The organism is Arsenicibacter sp. R0_47 (assembly GCF_057652235.1).
The window spans coordinates 222,341-240,316 of sequence record NZ_JBYFCJ010000007.1 but is presented as its reverse complement, the minus strand read 5'-3'; the positions used below and the strand labels follow the sequence as shown (position 1 = coordinate 240,316).

General features: G+C 51.7%; 26 protein-coding genes. 12 read left to right on the top strand and 14 right to left on the bottom strand.

Annotation, left to right across the window (positions count from 1 at the left end):
• The 12 genes from AC23NW_RS15555 to AC23NW_RS15500 all read left to right on the top strand — a co-directional run.
• On the top strand, positions 1-403 hold a 403-nt coding region (locus tag AC23NW_RS15555), incomplete at its 5' end, for a hypothetical protein (RefSeq protein ID WP_487450557.1).
• Between the two features lie 11 nt (positions 404-414).
• Positions 415-660 carry a hypothetical protein gene (locus AC23NW_RS15550; RefSeq protein WP_487450556.1) on the top strand — a complete coding sequence of 82 codons (246 nt, stop codon included), beginning with the start codon at positions 415-417 and terminating at the stop codon, positions 658-660.
• Between the two features lie 33 nt (positions 661-693).
• Positions 694-1,197: a DUF1064 domain-containing protein gene (locus AC23NW_RS15545; RefSeq protein ID WP_487450555.1), complete on the top strand. Its 504-nt coding sequence runs from the start codon at positions 694-696 to the stop codon at positions 1,195-1,197.
• Positions 1,169-1,462 carry a hypothetical protein gene (locus AC23NW_RS15540; protein WP_487450554.1) on the top strand — a complete coding sequence of 98 codons (294 nt, stop codon included), beginning with the start codon at positions 1,169-1,171 and terminating at the stop codon, positions 1,460-1,462. The genes AC23NW_RS15545 and AC23NW_RS15540 overlap by 29 nt, the downstream gene beginning before the upstream one ends.
• Entirely contained in the window at positions 1,452-1,640 is a 189-nt protein-coding gene (locus AC23NW_RS15535; RefSeq protein ID WP_487450553.1) for a hypothetical protein, read from the top strand. Before AC23NW_RS15540 ends, AC23NW_RS15535 begins: the two co-directional genes overlap by 11 nt.
• A complete protein-coding gene (locus AC23NW_RS15530) occupies positions 1,637-2,104 on the top strand; it encodes a hypothetical protein (RefSeq protein WP_487450552.1) in 468 nt (155 codons plus the stop codon). The genes AC23NW_RS15535 and AC23NW_RS15530 overlap by 4 nt, the downstream gene beginning before the upstream one ends.
• 232 nt (positions 2,105-2,336) lie before the next feature.
• Entirely contained in the window at positions 2,337-2,702 is a 366-nt protein-coding gene (locus AC23NW_RS15525) for a hypothetical protein (RefSeq protein WP_487450551.1), read from the top strand.
• A 2-nt stretch (positions 2,703-2,704) separates the two neighbouring features.
• Positions 2,705-3,289 carry a deoxynucleotide monophosphate kinase family protein gene (locus tag AC23NW_RS15520; protein WP_487450550.1) on the top strand — a complete coding sequence of 195 codons (585 nt, stop codon included), beginning with the start codon at positions 2,705-2,707 and terminating at the stop codon, positions 3,287-3,289.
• Between the two features lies 1 nt (position 3,290).
• The gene (locus AC23NW_RS15515) at positions 3,291-3,680 is read left to right on the top strand and encodes a hypothetical protein (RefSeq protein ID WP_487450549.1); all 390 of its coding nucleotides are present in this window, start codon (positions 3,291-3,293) and stop codon (positions 3,678-3,680) included.
• The gene (locus AC23NW_RS15510; RefSeq protein ID WP_487450548.1) at positions 3,677-4,093 is read left to right on the top strand and encodes a hypothetical protein; all 417 of its coding nucleotides are present in this window, start codon (positions 3,677-3,679) and stop codon (positions 4,091-4,093) included. The genes AC23NW_RS15515 and AC23NW_RS15510 overlap by 4 nt, the downstream gene beginning before the upstream one ends.
• Complete coding sequence (locus AC23NW_RS15505; RefSeq protein ID WP_487450547.1) at positions 4,093-4,389, top strand: hypothetical protein; 297 nt, start codon at positions 4,093-4,095, stop codon at positions 4,387-4,389. The genes AC23NW_RS15510 and AC23NW_RS15505 overlap by 1 nt, the downstream gene beginning before the upstream one ends.
• A 272-nt stretch (positions 4,390-4,661) precedes the next feature.
• Positions 4,662-5,300 (top strand): SprT-like domain-containing protein, encoded by a 639-nt coding sequence (locus AC23NW_RS15500; RefSeq protein WP_487450546.1) that lies wholly within the window; start codon positions 4,662-4,664, stop codon positions 5,298-5,300.
• A 162-nt stretch (positions 5,301-5,462) separates the two neighbouring features.
• Here AC23NW_RS15500 and AC23NW_RS15495 read toward each other — a convergent pair whose 3' ends face one another.
• From AC23NW_RS15495 to AC23NW_RS15430, 14 genes are all read right to left on the bottom strand, one after another.
• Positions 5,463-5,900, bottom strand: a complete 438-nt coding sequence (locus AC23NW_RS15495) for a hypothetical protein (RefSeq protein ID WP_487450545.1) — start codon at positions 5,898-5,900, stop codon at positions 5,463-5,465.
• 100 nt (positions 5,901-6,000) lie between these two features.
• The gene (locus AC23NW_RS15490; protein ID WP_487450544.1) at positions 6,001-6,186 is read right to left on the bottom strand and encodes a type II toxin-antitoxin system HicA family toxin; all 186 of its coding nucleotides are present in this window, start codon (positions 6,184-6,186) and stop codon (positions 6,001-6,003) included.
• A 139-nt stretch (positions 6,187-6,325) separates the two neighbouring features.
• A complete protein-coding gene (locus tag AC23NW_RS15485; RefSeq protein ID WP_487450543.1) occupies positions 6,326-7,348 on the bottom strand; it encodes a hypothetical protein in 1,023 nt (340 codons plus the stop codon).
• A gap of 27 nt (positions 7,349-7,375) precedes the next feature.
• Entirely contained in the window at positions 7,376-7,891 is a 516-nt protein-coding gene (locus AC23NW_RS15480) for a CHAP domain-containing protein (protein WP_487450542.1), read from the bottom strand.
• 11 nt (positions 7,892-7,902) lie between these two features.
• Complete coding sequence (locus tag AC23NW_RS15475; protein ID WP_487450541.1) at positions 7,903-8,247, bottom strand: hypothetical protein; 345 nt, start codon at positions 8,245-8,247, stop codon at positions 7,903-7,905.
• A gap of 1 nt (position 8,248) precedes the next feature.
• Entirely contained in the window at positions 8,249-8,869 is a 621-nt protein-coding gene (locus AC23NW_RS15470; RefSeq protein WP_487450540.1) for a hypothetical protein, read from the bottom strand.
• Between the two features lie 20 nt (positions 8,870-8,889).
• Positions 8,890-9,282: a hypothetical protein gene (locus AC23NW_RS15465; protein ID WP_487450539.1), complete on the bottom strand. Its 393-nt coding sequence runs from the start codon at positions 9,280-9,282 to the stop codon at positions 8,890-8,892.
• Positions 9,279-9,731, bottom strand: coding sequence for a hypothetical protein (locus tag AC23NW_RS15460; RefSeq protein ID WP_487450538.1), 453 nt, complete (start codon positions 9,729-9,731; stop codon positions 9,279-9,281). Before AC23NW_RS15460 ends, AC23NW_RS15465 begins: the two co-directional genes overlap by 4 nt.
• A gap of 2 nt (positions 9,732-9,733) precedes the next feature.
• Positions 9,734-10,285, bottom strand: coding sequence for a hypothetical protein (locus AC23NW_RS15455; RefSeq protein ID WP_487450537.1), 552 nt, complete (start codon positions 10,283-10,285; stop codon positions 9,734-9,736).
• Positions 10,285-12,954 carry a phage head spike fiber domain-containing protein gene (locus tag AC23NW_RS15450; RefSeq protein ID WP_487450536.1) on the bottom strand — a complete coding sequence of 890 codons (2,670 nt, stop codon included), beginning with the start codon at positions 12,952-12,954 and terminating at the stop codon, positions 10,285-10,287. The genes AC23NW_RS15455 and AC23NW_RS15450 overlap by 1 nt, the downstream gene beginning before the upstream one ends.
• A 10-nt stretch (positions 12,955-12,964) precedes the next feature.
• Positions 12,965-14,356, bottom strand: coding sequence for a hypothetical protein (locus AC23NW_RS15445; protein WP_487450535.1), 1,392 nt, complete (start codon positions 14,354-14,356; stop codon positions 12,965-12,967).
• Positions 14,357-14,408: 52 nt separating this feature from the next.
• Positions 14,409-15,173, bottom strand: coding sequence for a hypothetical protein (locus AC23NW_RS15440; protein WP_487450534.1), 765 nt, complete (start codon positions 15,171-15,173; stop codon positions 14,409-14,411).
• Complete coding sequence (locus tag AC23NW_RS15435) at positions 15,173-16,351, bottom strand: putative Ig domain-containing protein (protein ID WP_487450533.1); 1,179 nt, start codon at positions 16,349-16,351, stop codon at positions 15,173-15,175. The genes AC23NW_RS15440 and AC23NW_RS15435 overlap by 1 nt, the downstream gene beginning before the upstream one ends.
• A gap of 218 nt (positions 16,352-16,569) precedes the next feature.
• Positions 16,570-17,976 (bottom strand): hypothetical protein, encoded by a 1,407-nt coding sequence (locus tag AC23NW_RS15430; protein ID WP_487450532.1) that lies wholly within the window; start codon positions 17,974-17,976, stop codon positions 16,570-16,572.

Below are 17,976 nucleotides of genomic sequence, written 5' to 3'. Positions count from 1 at the left end.
GGAAGCTAATCCGGAGAAAGCCAGAGAGGCAAATAAAAGGTGGCGGGAAGCTAATCCGGAGAAAACCAGAGAGGCAAATAAAAGGCGGCGGGAAGCTAATCCGGAGAAAGCCAGAGAGGCAAATAAAAGGTGGCGGGAAGCTAATCCGGAGAAAACCAGAGAGGCAAGAAAAAGGTGTTACAATGCTAATCCAGAGAAAGTAAGAGAGAGAGGCGAAAGGTGGCGGGAAGCTAATCCGGAGAAAGTAAGAGAGATAAATAAAAGGCGGGCCAAAAAGGCAGTTGCGGAAATTAAAAAATGGTATGTCGCCAATAAACTCAAAATAAAGACCAGCGAGCTACCAGACGAATTTTACCAGGCCAAACACCTGATTATTAAACTAAAACGCGCAGCCCGCGCATAATCATTTTAATCATGAAGTCCATCAAAGTTAATAACTACGAATCATTAAACGAGTTCCTTTTTGAAACCCTCAATGGCATCAGCGACGGTAGCGTAGATAACGAAAAGGCCCATACAGTGGCCCGCGTTTCAGATAAGCTGATTAAAAATAACCTTGCGAAGGTACTGGACGCAAAGCGACGGGGCAACACTGACCCGATAGCGTTCTTTGAAAGCGAGAAGCCGGAGGATTTGGGCAATGAAACGCCCGCCGCCTGATCACCTTTTTTTTTACCCAACCAACACCGTACTATGTCAACAATGAGCGCCGCCGAGTTTCAGGCGCTGATCAAAGGGGGTGGTAAGAAGCCCGCCAAACCACCCCCTCAGCATAAGGAACCCACTATGTCCGCTGCCGAATTTCAGGCACTTATTACTGATTGCGATAAGGAAGAGCGGGCCAGCAAATACGGAAACAAGCCCGTGACCATCGACGGGATTTGGTTTCAATCGACTGCGGAGGGCGAATATTACGTACAGGTCAAACTACGCATGAGAGCGGGCGAACTATCCGGCTATCTGCATCAGGTGCCCTACCCGATTAAGGTTAACGGCCTCCACGTTTGTAATTACATCGCCGATTTTGTGCTGTTTCATGCCGATGGCAGACAGGAGATTATAGATGTTAAAGGCGTTGAAACGCCCATGTTCCGGCTGAAAAAGAAGCTTTTGAAAGCTACCCACGGCCTTGATATTACCCTTGTTAAAAAACCTGCGAGACGACGAAATGCAAAACGAAAACCTTCTAAACGCTAACAAACTGGCTACGCTCAAGGGTAAAGCCGCCACCATCACCACCCGCGCCACCCTGCCCGACAGTGAGGGAAAAACGCTCCGGATGGATCACACCGGCATCTTTGAGGGGGTGGTACGGGTGAATGCAGATTGCACGGAATTATACACCGTGTCAGACTCTGACACCGCAACCGCCGAACGCTTTGCAATGCTGAGAAACCCTCTTACCGGCAAGGCGCAACAGATCCCGCTTACCGGGATTTTCCGCGCCCGTCATGGCATCTAGTACCGTGGTCTGGGTGAAACGTGGCTTTATGCCCTCTACGGGAACGCGCTACACCCTTACCCTCTACTCCGACGAACGGTTAAAAATTGAGCGGCCCGGCTCCCGGTTTGACGACCTGATAGAGCCAGCCAAATTACATAAGTGGTTAATCTATTTTATCGAACAAAACCCGCTATGATTTTCGCTCCTCATCGTCCTGGCAGACCAGGCAGCACCGCCGAACACGTTTACACCGGTATACTGCCGGATCACACCGGCAAAAAGCGCTTTTGGGCGTATGGTCAGGATTTGAAACCGTTAGAGGTTCTATGCCGTCCCGACCGAAAGAGCCTCCGCAAAGCCGCTGCCCGTATCTGGGAGAAACACCGGCTCCGCCTGAAAGCAGACGGAAAGTATATCCCCGTCGATGGCCAGCCGGATAACCCCGACTTTACGCCCGTAGAAATGCCCGTGCCGGTCATGCGCCGGATTCCTTCCACATGTAAGCCGGTTGTGTATGAGGGTAAGCTATACATATCGGTAAAGGAATTTTGCCGGATTCATCACCGCTCCGAAACCACCGGCCGGGCAATGATTCAACGGGGGGATTTACGGCTGGCCACAAAGGAGGATATAGAGAACTACGAACAGGGGGCGCTATGAGCCAGACGGATTTATTCCCCAAACCGGCCGAAGTCCCGCCCCCACGGCCACAAATCGGAGATACGCACTATTGCTTATACAAAGGCCAGTTTATACCCTGCGAGGTCTACCAGCTCACCAAGAACGGATTTTACTTTTTCAACAGTGAGATTGGCTTAGGCTCTACCATTGCAACGCATAATAAGGATTTCAGACCGGAACCCAAACACAGGGAACCCCAACGATTTTGACCATGCAGACTCTTACACTTGCGGAGGCCATAGAAAAGGGCTTTCAATACTGCGTCATCGGGGATGACGAAACGGTAACAGATTTAAGGGACATCAAAAGCCCTGACGACATCGAAGAACTCAGAGAGCGTGGCGCTTTTCTGTGCCACAATGAGCCGGTTTTCTACTCTATCTCTGCGGAAACACTACGGGAAATCATTGCGGATCACGTTCAGGCACAGGACGAAATAGCAGACCCTGACGGTGAGTTAGGCACCGCCGTAGAGGAAATGCCCGACAGCGATTTTGCACCACTTGCCGAGGCCATTAATAAGGCTACCGAATGCGTGTGTAACTACAAATCAGCAAAAATCAACCTTATCCCTTAGCTATGATACCCCGTTTAATTGGCATTTCCGGCAAAAAGCAGCACGGCAAAAATACCGTGGCTGAAATGATTGATAAATCAATGGAGCTACACGAAGAGGAGTATTACGACTCTATGGCGTTTGCGGGCATCCTGAAAGCCGTAGCCGCTCAATTAACACTTGCTGACCCTTCAATTTTCGACTGTGAGACAAAGGAGGATGAAAGCCCGATCTCCAAACCAGGGGGCGGCTTTTACACCTACCGGGAGGTACTACAGAAAGTAGGTACTGAATTTGGCCGGGATATTTTAGGGCCGGACGTTTGGGTAGACGCTTTGTTTGCAACCTGGCACCCCTACAATCAATGGCTAATTACGGATGTCCGTTTCCCGAACGAGGTTGCAGCCATTGAGGCACGGGGCGGAATTGTCATCCGGGTTATTCGTCCGGATGTGCCCGACGACGATACGCACGAAAGTGAAACGGCGCTGGATAACCATGTTTTCTCACACGTGATTGTGAATGATGGCACTTTAGAGGACTTGTCCTATAAGGTCGAAGCGTTTTTAAACCAGCTCTACCATTCAGAGTCACACACGATCATCTGACATGCCCGTTTCATCCGTTGGTACTCTCCTGGCTACGTACAACCTTGCGGAGCTGGGAGAGCAGGTTTCAGAAACCTGCACCAGACTTTCAGAGAGTAAAGCGCAATTACAGGCGCTCCGGATCGCCCAACAGATCGCAAGCCGGGATATTACGCCCGACCTGATCAAACACGTTGCCCGGATAGAAAAAGACGGGTTTACCATTGTAGCAGTCAATAAAGACGGTACATGGATTTACCGGAAAGAAAACGGAGTCGGAGGCTATCAGTACGTTAACGAGTCCTGCGGGATTTCCGGCATTATCTGGGACTCAAGCTTAGGATCACGGGAGGATTTCCGGATAGTTGCAGAGGATTGTTACAACATGAAATTAACCGATGTGAGAGCATGATTCTTGGATTTAAAACACACATTGACGGAAAGCCCACGGGCTTTGTCGAAAAAATCAGAAGCGGCAAAAAGAAACACACCCTCCGCGAAGACCATAAAGAGCGGTGGCGGGCCGGAATGAGAATAGAGTTTGCCACGGGAGTACGGACACCCAACTACCAACAGTTTCTTGAAGGCCGCTGCATATCTGTACAGCGGGTATTTCTGCACATCAGGGGGGCAAAACTAAACGTCTCCATCAACGGTAGAGACCTAAGCCCCGGGGAGCTGTTACAATTCGCGCAAAATGACGGGTTCGACTCTATGCACGACTTTGAAAAATGGTTCTGGCCACTGGTGCGGGAAAAAGAGAAAAAAGGGCTTTCCGGCCTTAGTCTGCGCCTGATCCACTGGACATACTTACAATATCAATAATGGGACGACTTACTAAAGAAAAATTCACCCCTGAGCAACAGATCAAAATCAATGAGTTTAAAAGCTCGTTGCGGAGACAGATTAGCGAGTCATTCCCCGGAGCAACATGTATCATAGGCTACAACTATGGATACATTCTCACGGTAAGGCACGGGGATAAAGAATATAAAGAAATGATCTCCCCCGAGACCATTGCAGCCACCCGGCTAACACCGGACGAAATGGCCGGATTTACTATTAAACAAATAGAAATGGCGTTCCGGCCCCATGACATCACCCGACAACATTTAGACTAACATGCACATCAGACATCTGGTACATTCCGACAGATTTTTTCATTACTATGTCCTGATTGCCGACAATCAGGAAGAGATAGAAAAAGCCAAAGAAGCTTTCTACGAAACTTACCCGTGCGCCGGATATGGATCAAGGGTCAGAGAGCCGATAGTAACAAAAAACGGCCTTTATATCGCCAACGCTGACACCGCACGTAGTTGCGACTAACACAGAACCCGGCCACCATACCGGGCTTCTTTCTCCCCTTAAATTGTAACGTACATTACAAATTATGAAATCACAGCTCAAGCCAACGGAGGCTCAGTTTCTGGCTTACCAACAAATGTTCGATTACTTCAATGCCCGCCTGTTCGGGGGCATCCTGCCGCAATGTATCCTCAACCTGTCCAGAGCGGCCCGCGCTCACGGGTTCTTTGCTCCGGATCGCTGGAACGCCAAAGGAGACGAAAACAAGTTGCACGAAATAAGCCTCAACCCTGACACCATCGACAGGGAGCCGGAACGTGTTCTATCAACGCTCGTTCACGAAATGGTACATCTGTGGCAACAGACCCACGGCACCCCGCCACGGCGCTGTTACCATGATAAGGAGTGGGCAAAAAAGATGTGGGAGGTAGGTTTGCAGCCATCATCAGACGGAACGACGGGAGGCAAGGAGACCGGCCAGCACATGACCCACGTAATTGTCGAAAACGGGCCGTATCAGCGGGCGTTTAAGGATATGCCGCCCCAATACCTCCTACCGTTTATTCATGTGCCTGTGCTTGATTTATCGGGCATTGGTGAAAAGAAGAAAAGCAAATTAAAATACACCTGCCCGACCTGCGACGCGAATGTTTGGGGGAAACCCAATCTCAATGTTGAATGCGGAGACTGTCTGAAACCGTTTGTTTGTGAAGAGGAGGCATAAAAAACGCCCGGCTATGATGGCCGGGCGTTTTGTCGTTTACCTGAAAGAAAACACGCTCAATGTGTGTATATCTCCGGTAAACCGGCGTTAAGCTTGCGATATAACGCCATTATTTTTTTTCGCATAAGTTGCGCCTCCGGGAAGTGGTTAAAACGTTAATTATCAAGCAAATTGAACCTCTAAGAGCTTCCTGCCTAATTCATGTACTACAGATTCAATCTTTTCAGCCTGACTCTTTGACGGATTTTTAACACCAGAGACATACTGACGTACCAACCCCTCATTAAGTCCCGCCATTTTAGCAATCGTATTAATTTTCAAAGCCTTGAAAATTTCAAAGAATGCCGAAAGGTCGTAAGTATATTCAAATTCGATGTCATCTGCGGTAATACCAGCAAATGCCGGATCGTCTTTTAATTCATGCTCTAAAGAGTCAGCAATCAACTCTCTTAGATTTTTGGTGATTTCCTCTACACTATTACCTTCGGTAGTGTGTAAGAAACCTGGCTTGTCTACCGGATCATATTCGACCCGGCCCCATAAGGCTCCGTCGTCTATTTCCAGAACAACAATCAAAGTGGAAGCTTTCGTACGCATCATTAAATTTTTAAATTTTTGAAGTTTAGAGTTGACTATACGTAAGGATTGAATACAAAAAAACAATTAGCGCTGTAGTGAAGCCCCAAAGGGCTTCACTTGTTTATTTTAGCCCAGCCTTTTTAAGTAAAGCATTCAGTGTACCCGTCGCTATATCCTTCTTGCCATGATCCGGAACAGTAATAGTATCTTTATGGCCAGTTTTTTTGAAGGTACGATGACTACCTTTGCGCCTTATCTCTTCCCAGCCCGCTAACTCCAGCTTGCTAATAAGTTCCCTTGCGTTCATACTTGTTAGTTCATATTCATTACAAAAGTAGCATTTTCGCTACCAATAACAAATAACTTGGTAGCATTTTCGCTACCTTTTGATTTTTCAGACAGCTACAAAGCCAAAAAAGCCCGGCCATCATAGCCGGGCTTTTGCCTTAAAACAGGTGGGTTAACCGGGCGATTTGCCCAAACACCGAATGGTGAATAAAACCCTCAATTGCTTTCGGGGAGTGACTGTAACCCGCCCCCGCGTGCCATGAGTCTGTCCCGCTTGGACTCCTCATATACTCCACACATACCGACCCTACATCCTTTGCCACTTTGTGATGTACGTGGCCCGCGTAGAAATAACGGTGTTTACAGTGCCCCCAATCGCTGGCCCGCTCCTCTGTCATAAGCCGGTGTAATGCCTCCGGTTTAGTTTTATCCCCGTGGGTTGTGCCTATGAGATTTCCTCCGTATGTGAAGTACTTTCGGGGAGCGGGCGATATATCAAACGTTACGTCGGGGTGATTTCTGAACCAGGCTTGCAGCACCTGAGCCAGACAAAAACCCAATGTATCGTCATGGTTGCTCCTGTCATACTGAACGTGAACAGGAGCCACGGTTAACAACATTTCCAGTACCTCTACATCCAATGCCTGAGCGGCCATAAAATGTTCGTACCACATCCCGTCTGTGTCCTGTCTGGTGCCCTTTGTGGTCGTGTTACCCTGGGAATCAATATGCAGTTTATCGTTCCCGATAATAAACAGAATCTTTTCAATGTTGTAGGGCTGCGCCTTTGCAAGGATTCCCGCAACCCCCTCCCGTACCCTGCGGGCGGCAATCTCCCGGTTATAGCCGTCACCTGTTTCAAGCGCCACCGCCAGTTTTCCCATGTGTACGTCTGCCGGATTGACCACTAATAAGTGGCCGTCTGTAACCGCTTCTCTCTGAATGGCCGGATACATCGGAGCATAGTTTTTTATCTGCTCTACCAGTTCTGCGGCTACCTCCTCAAAGGTTTTGGTCTGCGGTTTGACAAAAAGAGAGAACTGTTCAGATTTGTACCAGTAGTGCTTTACATCCTCTACGGGCACTCCTTTTTCTGTACATTCCTTCTCAAGGGCTTTATGACGTTCCCGGAGCTTATAGATTAATTCCAGCTCCTGTTCTGTTATACGTGGCCGTGGCATTTCTTTAAAGTTACGTTGAGTATTGATTTAGATCGGGCGGATAAAGCCCACCAGATTGAGGCCGCTAGCCTGGAACGGCTGGCCGGTTTTCCGGTCTTTTACGGCTACCTCTTCCCCTTCCCGGCCTCCTTTGGCGTTGGTGTTACCCTCTACCGTGGTAAAGCTGTTACCGGCTCCGACGCTGACCACAATTCCCAGATGTCCGGACGGCCCCTTACCATGTTTCCAGACGACCACGGAGCCGGGTTCCGGTGTATCAGAGACAGTATAACCCGCCGCCTTAAACCGGTTGTAGGTGTCGGTAGCCATCGGGGAAAACAGCTCCCCGACCTTTGACACCTTTAGCGGGTCTCCGAGTTTCTGGTAAGCCTCCCGCCATACCAGCTCACCGAACAGGGCACACCATGCCCAGTTTTTCACCCACCCGACAACCTTCATTTTGGCTTCAAATGCCGGATCGGTAAAACCGGAGTTGCCGGGCTTTTCTTTCTGGCCAACATAAGAGCGGGCCGTATCTACAATAGTTCTTTGTACGGAGTTCATAACGTGTTAGTTTAAGTATCCGGTGGGATTGTAATTCCATTCTTCTGCATTACCTGTTCGTACCGGTGTAGCTGCGCCTCAAGGTCAAAAACCCGTTTGCGTAAGGCTTCAATTTCAGTGTTCTGTTTTGCGACAAACTCCGCGTGCTGCGTCTGCATATCGTCTATCAGTTCGAAAACATCCCGCTTTACCTTTACCTCACTGCCCCGCGTTTCCGCGTTGTCCTTTCGCTTAAGCCGGAAAAACTGTAGAATCTGAATAATGCCACCGCCCGTAAACAGCGCCACCAGGAACGACCAGACGTTATCCTTTAGAAAGCTTATGATTGTACTTGTTTCGGTCGGTTGATCCATCATGTTACGGTGTTAGAAAATAGAGGAGTTCACCCCAACGCTTACCGATTTCCTTCAATCTGATCTTAGCCTTATGCTTACGCCGCTTAAATAGTCCCGGCTCCGCTACCTCCTGTAAACCGGCCTCCGCAAAAGCGGCCCGCTGAGTTACCCGCACATACGCATTATACATCAGGCTATCCCGTGCCCGCCTGTAATCGAGTTCTTCCAGATCGGCTAAAAGGCTGGCATGTTGGACTGTATCATAGCACACCTGAACGGTAAAGGATAGACTAGGAGGTAAACTCAGATACGTTGGCAGGGGCACCCGTGGCCGTAGTCCGGTAATGGCCTCTACCCGCCTGATTTGCGCCGGTACGGGTCTGGCCTTTGCCGCGCTCCGGACTGAATCCACTGTGGCCCGCTCCCTGACAATTACCTGAGCATAGGCCAGCGCCGTTTTTTGCTCCCTGCCTTCCAGCTCTGCTTTTTCGTGGCGGATCGTGGCCAGCGTGTCACGGGCTTTTAAGACCTCAGTTTTGAGGGCTTTTACCTCCCTTGTGTGTGTGTATTGCCGCCAGCCGAACAGACCGGCCACGGCAAGCGTAAGTAGCCCGTAAATGAGCCATCGGATTGAAGAAATCATGTTTAACGTTGAGTTACGGTTTACATTCCGAATTGGGGTTGTATGGCATTGAGACAGTGGTTTTCATCGAAGAAATCCAGAATACGACAGAGGGTTTTTCCGGCTCCTGTCAGCGTCCCGTTTAGCATATTTTTCCCCAAAACACTACTGATTGTTTCGCCCACCACCCCGAAACGGTATCCATCCGGCCGGATAAGAAAACCGTTAAACAGGTCTTTGGCCAAAACGTTGCCCAGCAAGTCGATTGCATAGGCCATAAGGTATGCCGTCTGGGAGAGATACACCAGCGGCCTGATTGCGTCCCTGTTGCCAACCGAGGCAATTAGTGTGGCGATTATGCCGAAGGGAGCCAGAAGCCCCAGCAGAATAACCGCCACCACAAACAGCAGGAAGTTAAGCCAGACGGATTTCACAGCCGGGTTAAATCCTGTAGGTTTCCGCGCTGAATCATCCGGTTCATTACCAGCGTTAAAAGCTGCGTAATCGGCCCGCCGAAGTTTTGCCAGATTGCTGCCAGTTCGGGTACTGCCCCCTCTCCCGGCTCCACTAAATCAAAGGTCTGCGGATTGATAAACTTGCTGTTATCCGACTGCGTAATAAACGGAAACTGATTCGTGGCCACAAAGCGCCGGTAGGGCACCCAATCACCATATACGGTTTCTACCTCCTCCGTTGGTTGCCCGTCAATCAGTACAGGCACCTGTGTTTCTGTCCGTGTAAACAGCTCAAGCATTAAATTCAGGACAATGCGTTGAGCCTGCATATTCTCGTTAAATTCTACCGTGAAGCCCTTACAAACAAAGTCCTGTTTTACGCCTGGTAAGGTCGGGTCATCCGGTAATGTAATCCTGATAGGTTGCATGGTTAAACGGTTGTGTTATTGACATCTTTCCAGGCTGATCCATTCCACCAGACCGGCTTACTTAACGTGGTGTCGTAATACTGGAATCCGGCATGTAACGCATTCAGGCCCGTTGGGCGGCTACCCGTAACCCCTGACCGGAGGAACTGAGCAATCATTACCGTAGTGGAGCCGGTTTTGATCCAGATTCCGTTAGCATCGTAGACAATTGCGCCGGTTGCCAGACTGGTATCAGAGCCGGAGGTAGGCGTATATGTCCGGAGGAGCAAACGCCGCTTAAACCTCACGGGCACAGGATCGCCGGTAATGATTACGTCTTTCCCGTCATCGGCCGTGGTAGTGTCGGTGTCGTCACGAAAGTAAAAGCCCTGTATCGTGGTGTCTGTAATCCAGACCACCCGCCCGGGGAAATTCAGACTCCCCCTCAACTGTTCGAGGCTCATAACCACCCCGAACATGGTTAGTAAATCCAGCAGGTCAATAAACGCCGCTGACCCTAACAGCCCGTTAGGCGTAATAGTATCGGGCGCATTGCCCGTAGCGAATATTCCCATTATTGAATAAGGGTTTGCGCCTGAGCGTCGGTCAGTTGTTTCGGCCAATAAGCCGCTTTCAGGACGTAATTGTTAAAAACATTAGAATCGTAGTAACTGCCAATGCAGAGCCGTGTGTACAACGCACCTAGTGCCGCGCTATAATTAACGGCGCTGGTATTAACACCTGACGCTCCGTAAAACTTAACTGGCAGGCCATCTTTATACGAAATGACGAAACGCTGTACCGTATTAGGCACGATAGTAAGTGTGCCAGCATCGCCGGATAAACCCTGATCCCTGAACTGACCAAGCATTGTAGTTGCTGATGTCTGCCTAATGCCAATTCCCCACACAGGTCCGACTAACGATAAGGCAAACTGCTGTTGTGCCCCATTCGGGAACCCACGCGTATAGACTTCAACAAAAAGCGTCCCCTCAAATTTGTTAAACCAATTTGTTGAAACCGGCAAATAGAGCAGATCGTTACCGCGTACAGCAGTCGCTCCGCCCGTTCCGGTCGGGTTAGCCGATGTCGGGAATGCACCAACAGACAATTCCACATTATCCACATAGACGGTCTCGCCACCAGCTAGTCCGGGATTTTCGGCATGAGCTGCATTGCTTAGATGTAATCCGGCATACCAGCTACCTTCGGCAACAGTAACCGTCCGGCTCGCGCTGATCCTGTACCAGCCGTCTGAAAGCGGCTCGACAAATGTTGTGTAGTTTGCACCGGAGTTGTTTGCAACGAAACTTAGGGTGTTGAAATCGAACGCTATGCCCGGTGTCGCCATACCCCCCGCCACTCGAATAGCAACATACCTGTAATTGCTGTATTTCACGTCTGCGGAAACCGTATAGACTGTATTGGCGCCAACAGTAGAATATAATCTCCTTACATACGCGAAACCAGACCCGGCAACACCAACCATCGCGTCAGCCGTCGTTTTTCCATCCGGCCCCGCAATTGCATCTGCCGTTATGGTTAGCCCTGCGCCAATAAACCATCCGCTGCCGTTCAACTGCCCCCCGTATAGCTGAATATTCGTGCGGCTCTCCTCAGCCAGATAGCCCAGGCACTTTTTCGTAGCAGGATCAAAGCTGATCCGGGGCACGTTAGCCCCTATCAGCTCCCGAAGTCCGGTACGATTATACCGTGTTGCCTGCCCCGAACGGCTATAGGTCAGGCGGGGGGATACGACACCGGAACCCGCGAAGTCAAACAGCACCGAGGGCCGGATGTCCGGAAAGCCGGTAGTCTGCATACTGACTTTACCCAGCGTGTTATCTGCCCGCTGTATTACCATCTGATCCGTTGCAGCAAGAGGCAATGACAACTGAGCAAAGGCAGAGGCTGTTAATGTCCCCGGATCACCCTTAGCCGCCCATAAAAGCCAGTTCGTACCAACTCCGGAAAACGTTGCTCCCGAAATGCCATCCGTCAAACGTAGGTAGGTGTTACCCGAATCGCTCACCAGATCATCAATGTAATACTGTGTCGTGGCTTGCCAGGCTCCGACCGGATTCACACCCCGCGCAATCCGGGTAACATTGGTACGGCTGAACGGTAACGCCGCCACAAACGGAGTATCTACCCGGTAGAGCGAGCCCCTGAATACGAAACTATCTCCCGACACATAGGAGGCTCCAACGGTATAATCTCCCTTGAAGGTTAACCCAATCGGGCCGCGAATATCAAGGGCCAGCGTAATATCTGACACCATGCCGGTAGTCCCGATGTATAATCCCGTTTGCGGTTTCGTCCCGTAGCCGCTGATCCAGTTAACGACCCGGACAACCACACGGGCCGAATCGGCAACAAGGGAGAACACCGGCACCCACCCCGTAAAATCTGTAGCGATTTGCAGAATCTGGGTTAGCTTATCCCCCGCCGCCGTGGCACTGTCAGCGGCATTGTTTTTAAATCCTTCGGCCTGATTGCGGAACCCCTGAGCATCGTTTTTAAAGCCCTCAGCCGCGTTCTTAAATCCTTCGGCCTGATTGCGGAACCCCTGCGCCTCATTCTTATACCCTTCGGCCGCGTCTGCATGTTCGCCGGAATCGACAGACGAATTAAAGGAGCTGGTTTTATACTGGTTGGCCAGATTCGTACTGTCAAGAACCGTATTACGGTCACTGGCCACGGCCTGACGGTCGGCATTGGTTGCGGCCCGGTCTGATTCCGTCTGCGAGGCGAACACCTCCGCCTCATCGCGCAAATCCTGCGTTTGTTCGCGGAGCGCTTCAATCTGTGCCAGTTTCTGGTTAACATCGCTTTGCACATCCAGCATTTGGGCTAACAGCTCCTCTGCAAAAACATACATTGCGTTACCCATCGCGTTACGCAAAATAACGATGTCGTCCGGCTGGCCCTCTGCCGGTAGCCGGTCAGCCCGGAACGGCCCGCGATACCGTACCAGCCCGCCCCATGCAATCTCTACGTAGAGAAAGTCAATTAGCGCCACCTGTGCCATTTGCGCCGCGCTTACTTCAAGGATCACCGTATCAAAGCGGGCGGTCGGGATAATAGCGGGCCTGAGCGCTGTTTGTTCCGTGGCCTCATCCCCTCTATAGGCTTTTGCCGCAATCCCGCCAGGAACGCCCCCCGGAAACCGGAGAGCGACCCGAAAGGCATTAAAGCTATTCCCATAAATGGCAAATTCGGCCACTTTCTGAGTTATAAACATAAGTTACGGTTTACAGTGTTTCCCGGCACACGTAGAGCGTTCGCCCTTTCGCGTTCGGAATCTGGAAAGTATTTCCGCCGTATTGGGCGGTAATGGTGCGTTTGTCGGTCGATGGCCGCGACGGGTCGAAATACCACCAGTCGAGGGCGTTACCGGCTACCCGCATCATACTGTCACCACGGCCGCGCCGCCCGTTGTTGTGCGGGCCGTCATTGGCTGCGGCATGGTTGAGAATATCGGAGCCGTCCGTTTGCAGCCCCACAAAGGAGCCGGAATCCTCCCGGTAGTTCATGTACTGCCACGGCTGGCCAGCGGTGCGGTTCATCTGACTGTAGTAGTACGCCGCCTCATAACCGGCATCAACCCACTGGCCCGGCTCCTCCGGATAACCCGTCGAACTGACCGGGGCGGGTGTGCCTGATACATCCGGCTCCCAGCCCACGTACCGGTCACGGTTCGGATTCCCGGCCGGGTTTAAGCTTGTCATGTAGTTGGGGTCAGTCCCGTACCGTTCGTCATCATCGAAGGGCACGTAGCCCGAAGAGAGACAGAAACCCATCACAAAGGCACAAGCCACAAAGTAGTTATAGTCTACACGGGGGTGCGTTGTCGTAACGGCATAACCGGCGGGCGAACTAATCCGGCGACGGGTGTAAATGTTGTTATGCAAGTCATGTGCGGAGGGGTCGATACCTTCCAGTTTCCCCCACGGCGTATAGGTCAGATACCCTGGCCCGATACCCCCGTTTTTACCCATACCCCGCCCTACAATCTCCATTGCGTGTTTTTTCACGTAGTAATCCTGTGCGTAGTCGGGGCGGTCACAATAGTACTTGATATTGGTTCCGATACCCAGATTTGCCAGTACCCCGAAGTAGTAGCCGCTCATGTTAATGGCTGCGCTCTGAGAAGCGTACATACCCTTATAGTAGCTGTGTGTCGGGCTTACGTTTGCCCCGCCCGTATCACGCCACCGGCCACCGACACCACCCTGATAGGTCACGGGCGAGCCGTGCCCGCCATGATCGCGCCGGGTTTGTCCCGCCTGAGCATACATAATCCGGCGCTCATCCATCCACCACTGAAACTGAGAGCTGGTTTCCGGCATCGCTAAAATACCCTCCTGAAAGTCGTTCCCCTCCGCAAAGGTCAGCGGCTTGGAGCGGGCCAGACTGCGTACCGTCTGCTCATCATAGGCGCTTGCCTCATTGTTAACGCCGTGTGTTGGCCCGATACCGGAAACCAGCCATTCCGCGTTACGAGACCACATGTATTGCTGACCGGGGGCGGCTCCGGAATCCTTCACCGCGTTTACCCCACACCGGCCAATCATGCTGGCCACGGTAATATTTGCCCTTTTCCGGCTGGTAATATGCACCCGTCCATCCGGTAGGGTAAGCATGGGAGCGGAAACGCTCCCGTACTCTAACCACGGGTCAGAGGGCACAAGAAAACTAGGTCTGGTTACTATCATCGTTACGTTGAGGTATTGTAATTACTGAATAGGCTGGCCGGAAGTCCCCGTAATACACATCCGGATTATCGGTCAGGGCTGCGTAGATTGTTACCTGATCGCCCGGATCATAGAGAAAATCAGACGCTAACTCCCTCTGCGGAACGCCGCCCGAAATCCAGTAGAAAAGACCGTCCGGGGCATCTTTTGCCACGATCCGGGCCTTATCCCCTTTCCATTCAATCACGGGGTTGAAAATATGCCGGTTGCCTACACACTCCACCGATTCAGCGGGCCGGGTAACATCCGGTGTCTTATTGGCCGGGGCCAGTTCTGCGGGAACCGCTGCCGGTGGTACTTCTGCCGGAACGCTGCCGGAAGTCGATACAACCACCTCACGTTCTACCGCTCCGTTCCACCGCGCCTTTATCGTGAAGCTTTTCCCCTCCGCAATCTGATAGGGCGGTACGTAAAACTCCCGTATCGGTGTCCAGTCAGACAGCCCCATAATTCCTACAAAGCAGTCTTTTGAGTCAGGAAAGGGCGTTACAACAATTTTATCACCCGTACATACAGCCGTTACGCTGTACTCAACCGGAGCGGGTTCTACGGGAGCGGCCGGAGTATCGGGGATAGCCGGAGCATCGGGCGTTATTCCTTCGCCGGGCTTGTGCATTCCGACAAGGTTCATAAGCCTGTCAAAAACCAGTACGAAACATTCCGCCGGGTCACGGTCGGTAAGTGCTGAAATATCAAGTTTTTTCATTAGAATAGAATTACTGAGTAAGCCGGATAAAACGTACCTGAAACCGGGTCAGTCGTGTTGGCAATTGCCGCGTAAATTGTCACCTGATCGCCCGGATCATAGTCATAGGTAGCCGGTAGGCTGGTAGACGGAACGCCGCCCGAAATCCAGTAATAGAGGGCATAGCCTGACGGTATCGACGGAGTAGCCGTATTCACTACACGGGCCTTACCGGCGCTCCACTGAATCGACGGGTTAAAGATGTCCTTTGAGCCAACCACCCCCGCCCCGCTGCCTTTGACGTATTGCTGAATGGCTATAATGTAGCCGCACGTATCCGTTTGAACCATATCGACCGATTGGAGCGAACCTCCGGAGTAAACCGGATTGCGTGCCCACCAGCCCGCCTCATCAACATTGTACGTTGCAGGGTTTGGAGCAACCCCCGGATTAGCAACAGCATTGTCAATAATTGTCGGATTATTGCTCCCCCACATCCGGCTACCGATAACCCAATTACCACCGGTTATTGTACAGAAATCAAAATTAACACTCGTATTTGCCCCCATGAGCGTAACCAGCTCCGTAGTGGATGCAAAAGCCCGTGGATAACCGCTCCCGTCGTTATATTCATAAATCAGGTGTGACCCCGCCACGTTATCACCGCTGGTATACTGCCGGAAGTCATTACAGAGCGATATTTCCACCTGAATATAAAACGACTGGCCGGTGCTGGCTCCCTGCGGGTCTGTAGCCGTAACCGTTACCAGATAGTTGTTAACCGCCACGGCCGTAGTGCCTGATATTGTCCGCGTCGAAGCGTCGAAGCTAAGGCCCGATGGCAGACCGGAAATACTGTAGGTTAACGGCTGGCCTTCCGGATCGCTGGCCGCTGGCACCTGATACGACCAGTAGCGTTTACGCGAAAGCCGCTGATTCGGAATAAAGCCCCATATCGGAGCCTGATTACTACCCCCGCCGCCACCGCTATAGGGAGGGTTGTTCGTAATATCCCCGCTACTGTTGACCCCGTTAACCAGTTGTACATCGGCCTGACGGTTGATATTAGTGTCCGTTACCTTCCTGACCCGTTGCCGCCACCAGCCCGCCACCACATCAACCCCGCCCGCAAAGCCGGGCGGATACTGGTAACGCCGGTTATAGGTTACCCCGCCGATTGGCCACGAACCGGCCTCCATAGTCCTGTATGTTTGGGCCGGGCCGCTTTGTCCCTGCAAGGGGATTAAGATTGTTTCGTACCCTACGCTTTCGCTTGCGTCGGTCACCTGTGCATACGACCAGAAGGATTTTGAATTGGTGTCCCACTCGTAGTATAGCCGGTTAATAGCGCTCCCTGTTACGACTATTGTAAAACTTCGCTGGTACGTCCACCCGATTATGTCGGTAGCCGTAACGGTTACTGTATACGTACCAGCAGAGAGGGGAAACCGTTATAGACCCCGTTACTTGAATTTACGGACATTCCCGCCGGGCCTCCCGATATTACGAAACTAAGCGGGTGTCCGGTCGGCTCCTCAAAGTAATCCCCGAGGTAGAGCGTAAGCGCCGCGTTTGTCTCCGAATTTGCATTCGGAATAAAGTACGACGTTACCGACATCAGGTATTTAAAATCGGCCAGCGTACACGCAAACTCCTCCGTCGTTCCTCTGTCCCGTACAACTACATCAAGGCTTCTGCTTGTCTTGAGCGCCGTAGGCATTCCGGGCATGGCTGTAGAGAACCGCCGGGGCGATACCAGCGCCGCTTTTACCTGAAAGCCGCCCGTATCATAGCGCCACGCCGGTACGTAGGTAGCCGGAACGGCCGAATCAAAAACCAGCGTTCCGGAGGCTGTAATTTGTGTTGCCGATATATCAACGACCGCCTGAGAGCTGTACACCTGTAACGCTGCCGAAGCAAACTGAGCTGTACTGTAGAGACCGACAATTACAGAGCCGTCCGCTTGCTGGTACGCTCTGATACTGGCCTGAGACTGTACACCGGAAAAGCTGTAATCATACGTGAAGCCCTCACGGTTTGAAAAGCTGGCCGAGATTTTACACTTATGGTAACCGCCCCACCCGCCGAAAGTACCCTCTACTACCGTTTCGTCATACGTTCCCGCACTGGTTGGCGGCAAGGTAGCCAGACGGCGAAAAACAGGGCCGTTCGACAACAGAATCCGGATTACACTATCCGGCCCCTGCGGGCCTTGTGGCCCCGTAGCTCCTTGCAGACTGCTTAACGCTACCAGATTGCTCCACGTTGTCCCGCCCACGGTACGCCACTGGATATAGGCTCCGGTTGATTGCAGTTCGATATTCTTACCGTCTGCCCCCTTGAGTGAAAAACCGGCTGGCCATGTGCCCGATGACTTAGGGCCGAAAAATATTCCTGTATTCTGGTTATACCAGTAATCACCGTCATTGCCCGCCCCGTTAACCGGATCGACGCTGGCCGAAATAATACCCTTTCCGTCCGTTCCTTTCAGGCCAGCCGCCACCACGCCGTTACCGGCCAGTACGGTAGCTCCCTCTACCCGGTTTCCGGTGTAGCCCAGATTCTTGATTGTAACCGAGCTGATAGAGGGAACCGCTATAACTTCGTAATAGCCGCCCGTCGTAATAAACAGAATCATACCAACGGCTATCCAGCGGGCACTACTCAGCGAAACCGTTACCGACTGCGTGGGAACCGGCTGCGTGAAATTGGCCGAAACCGAAGCCCCGGCCGGGGGAGCCATCAGGCTCATGTTATTTCCGTCCCATCCCCATACGTCACCCGCCACGGGGACTTTGCCGGGGTTGCTTTGTTTTTTCGCCAT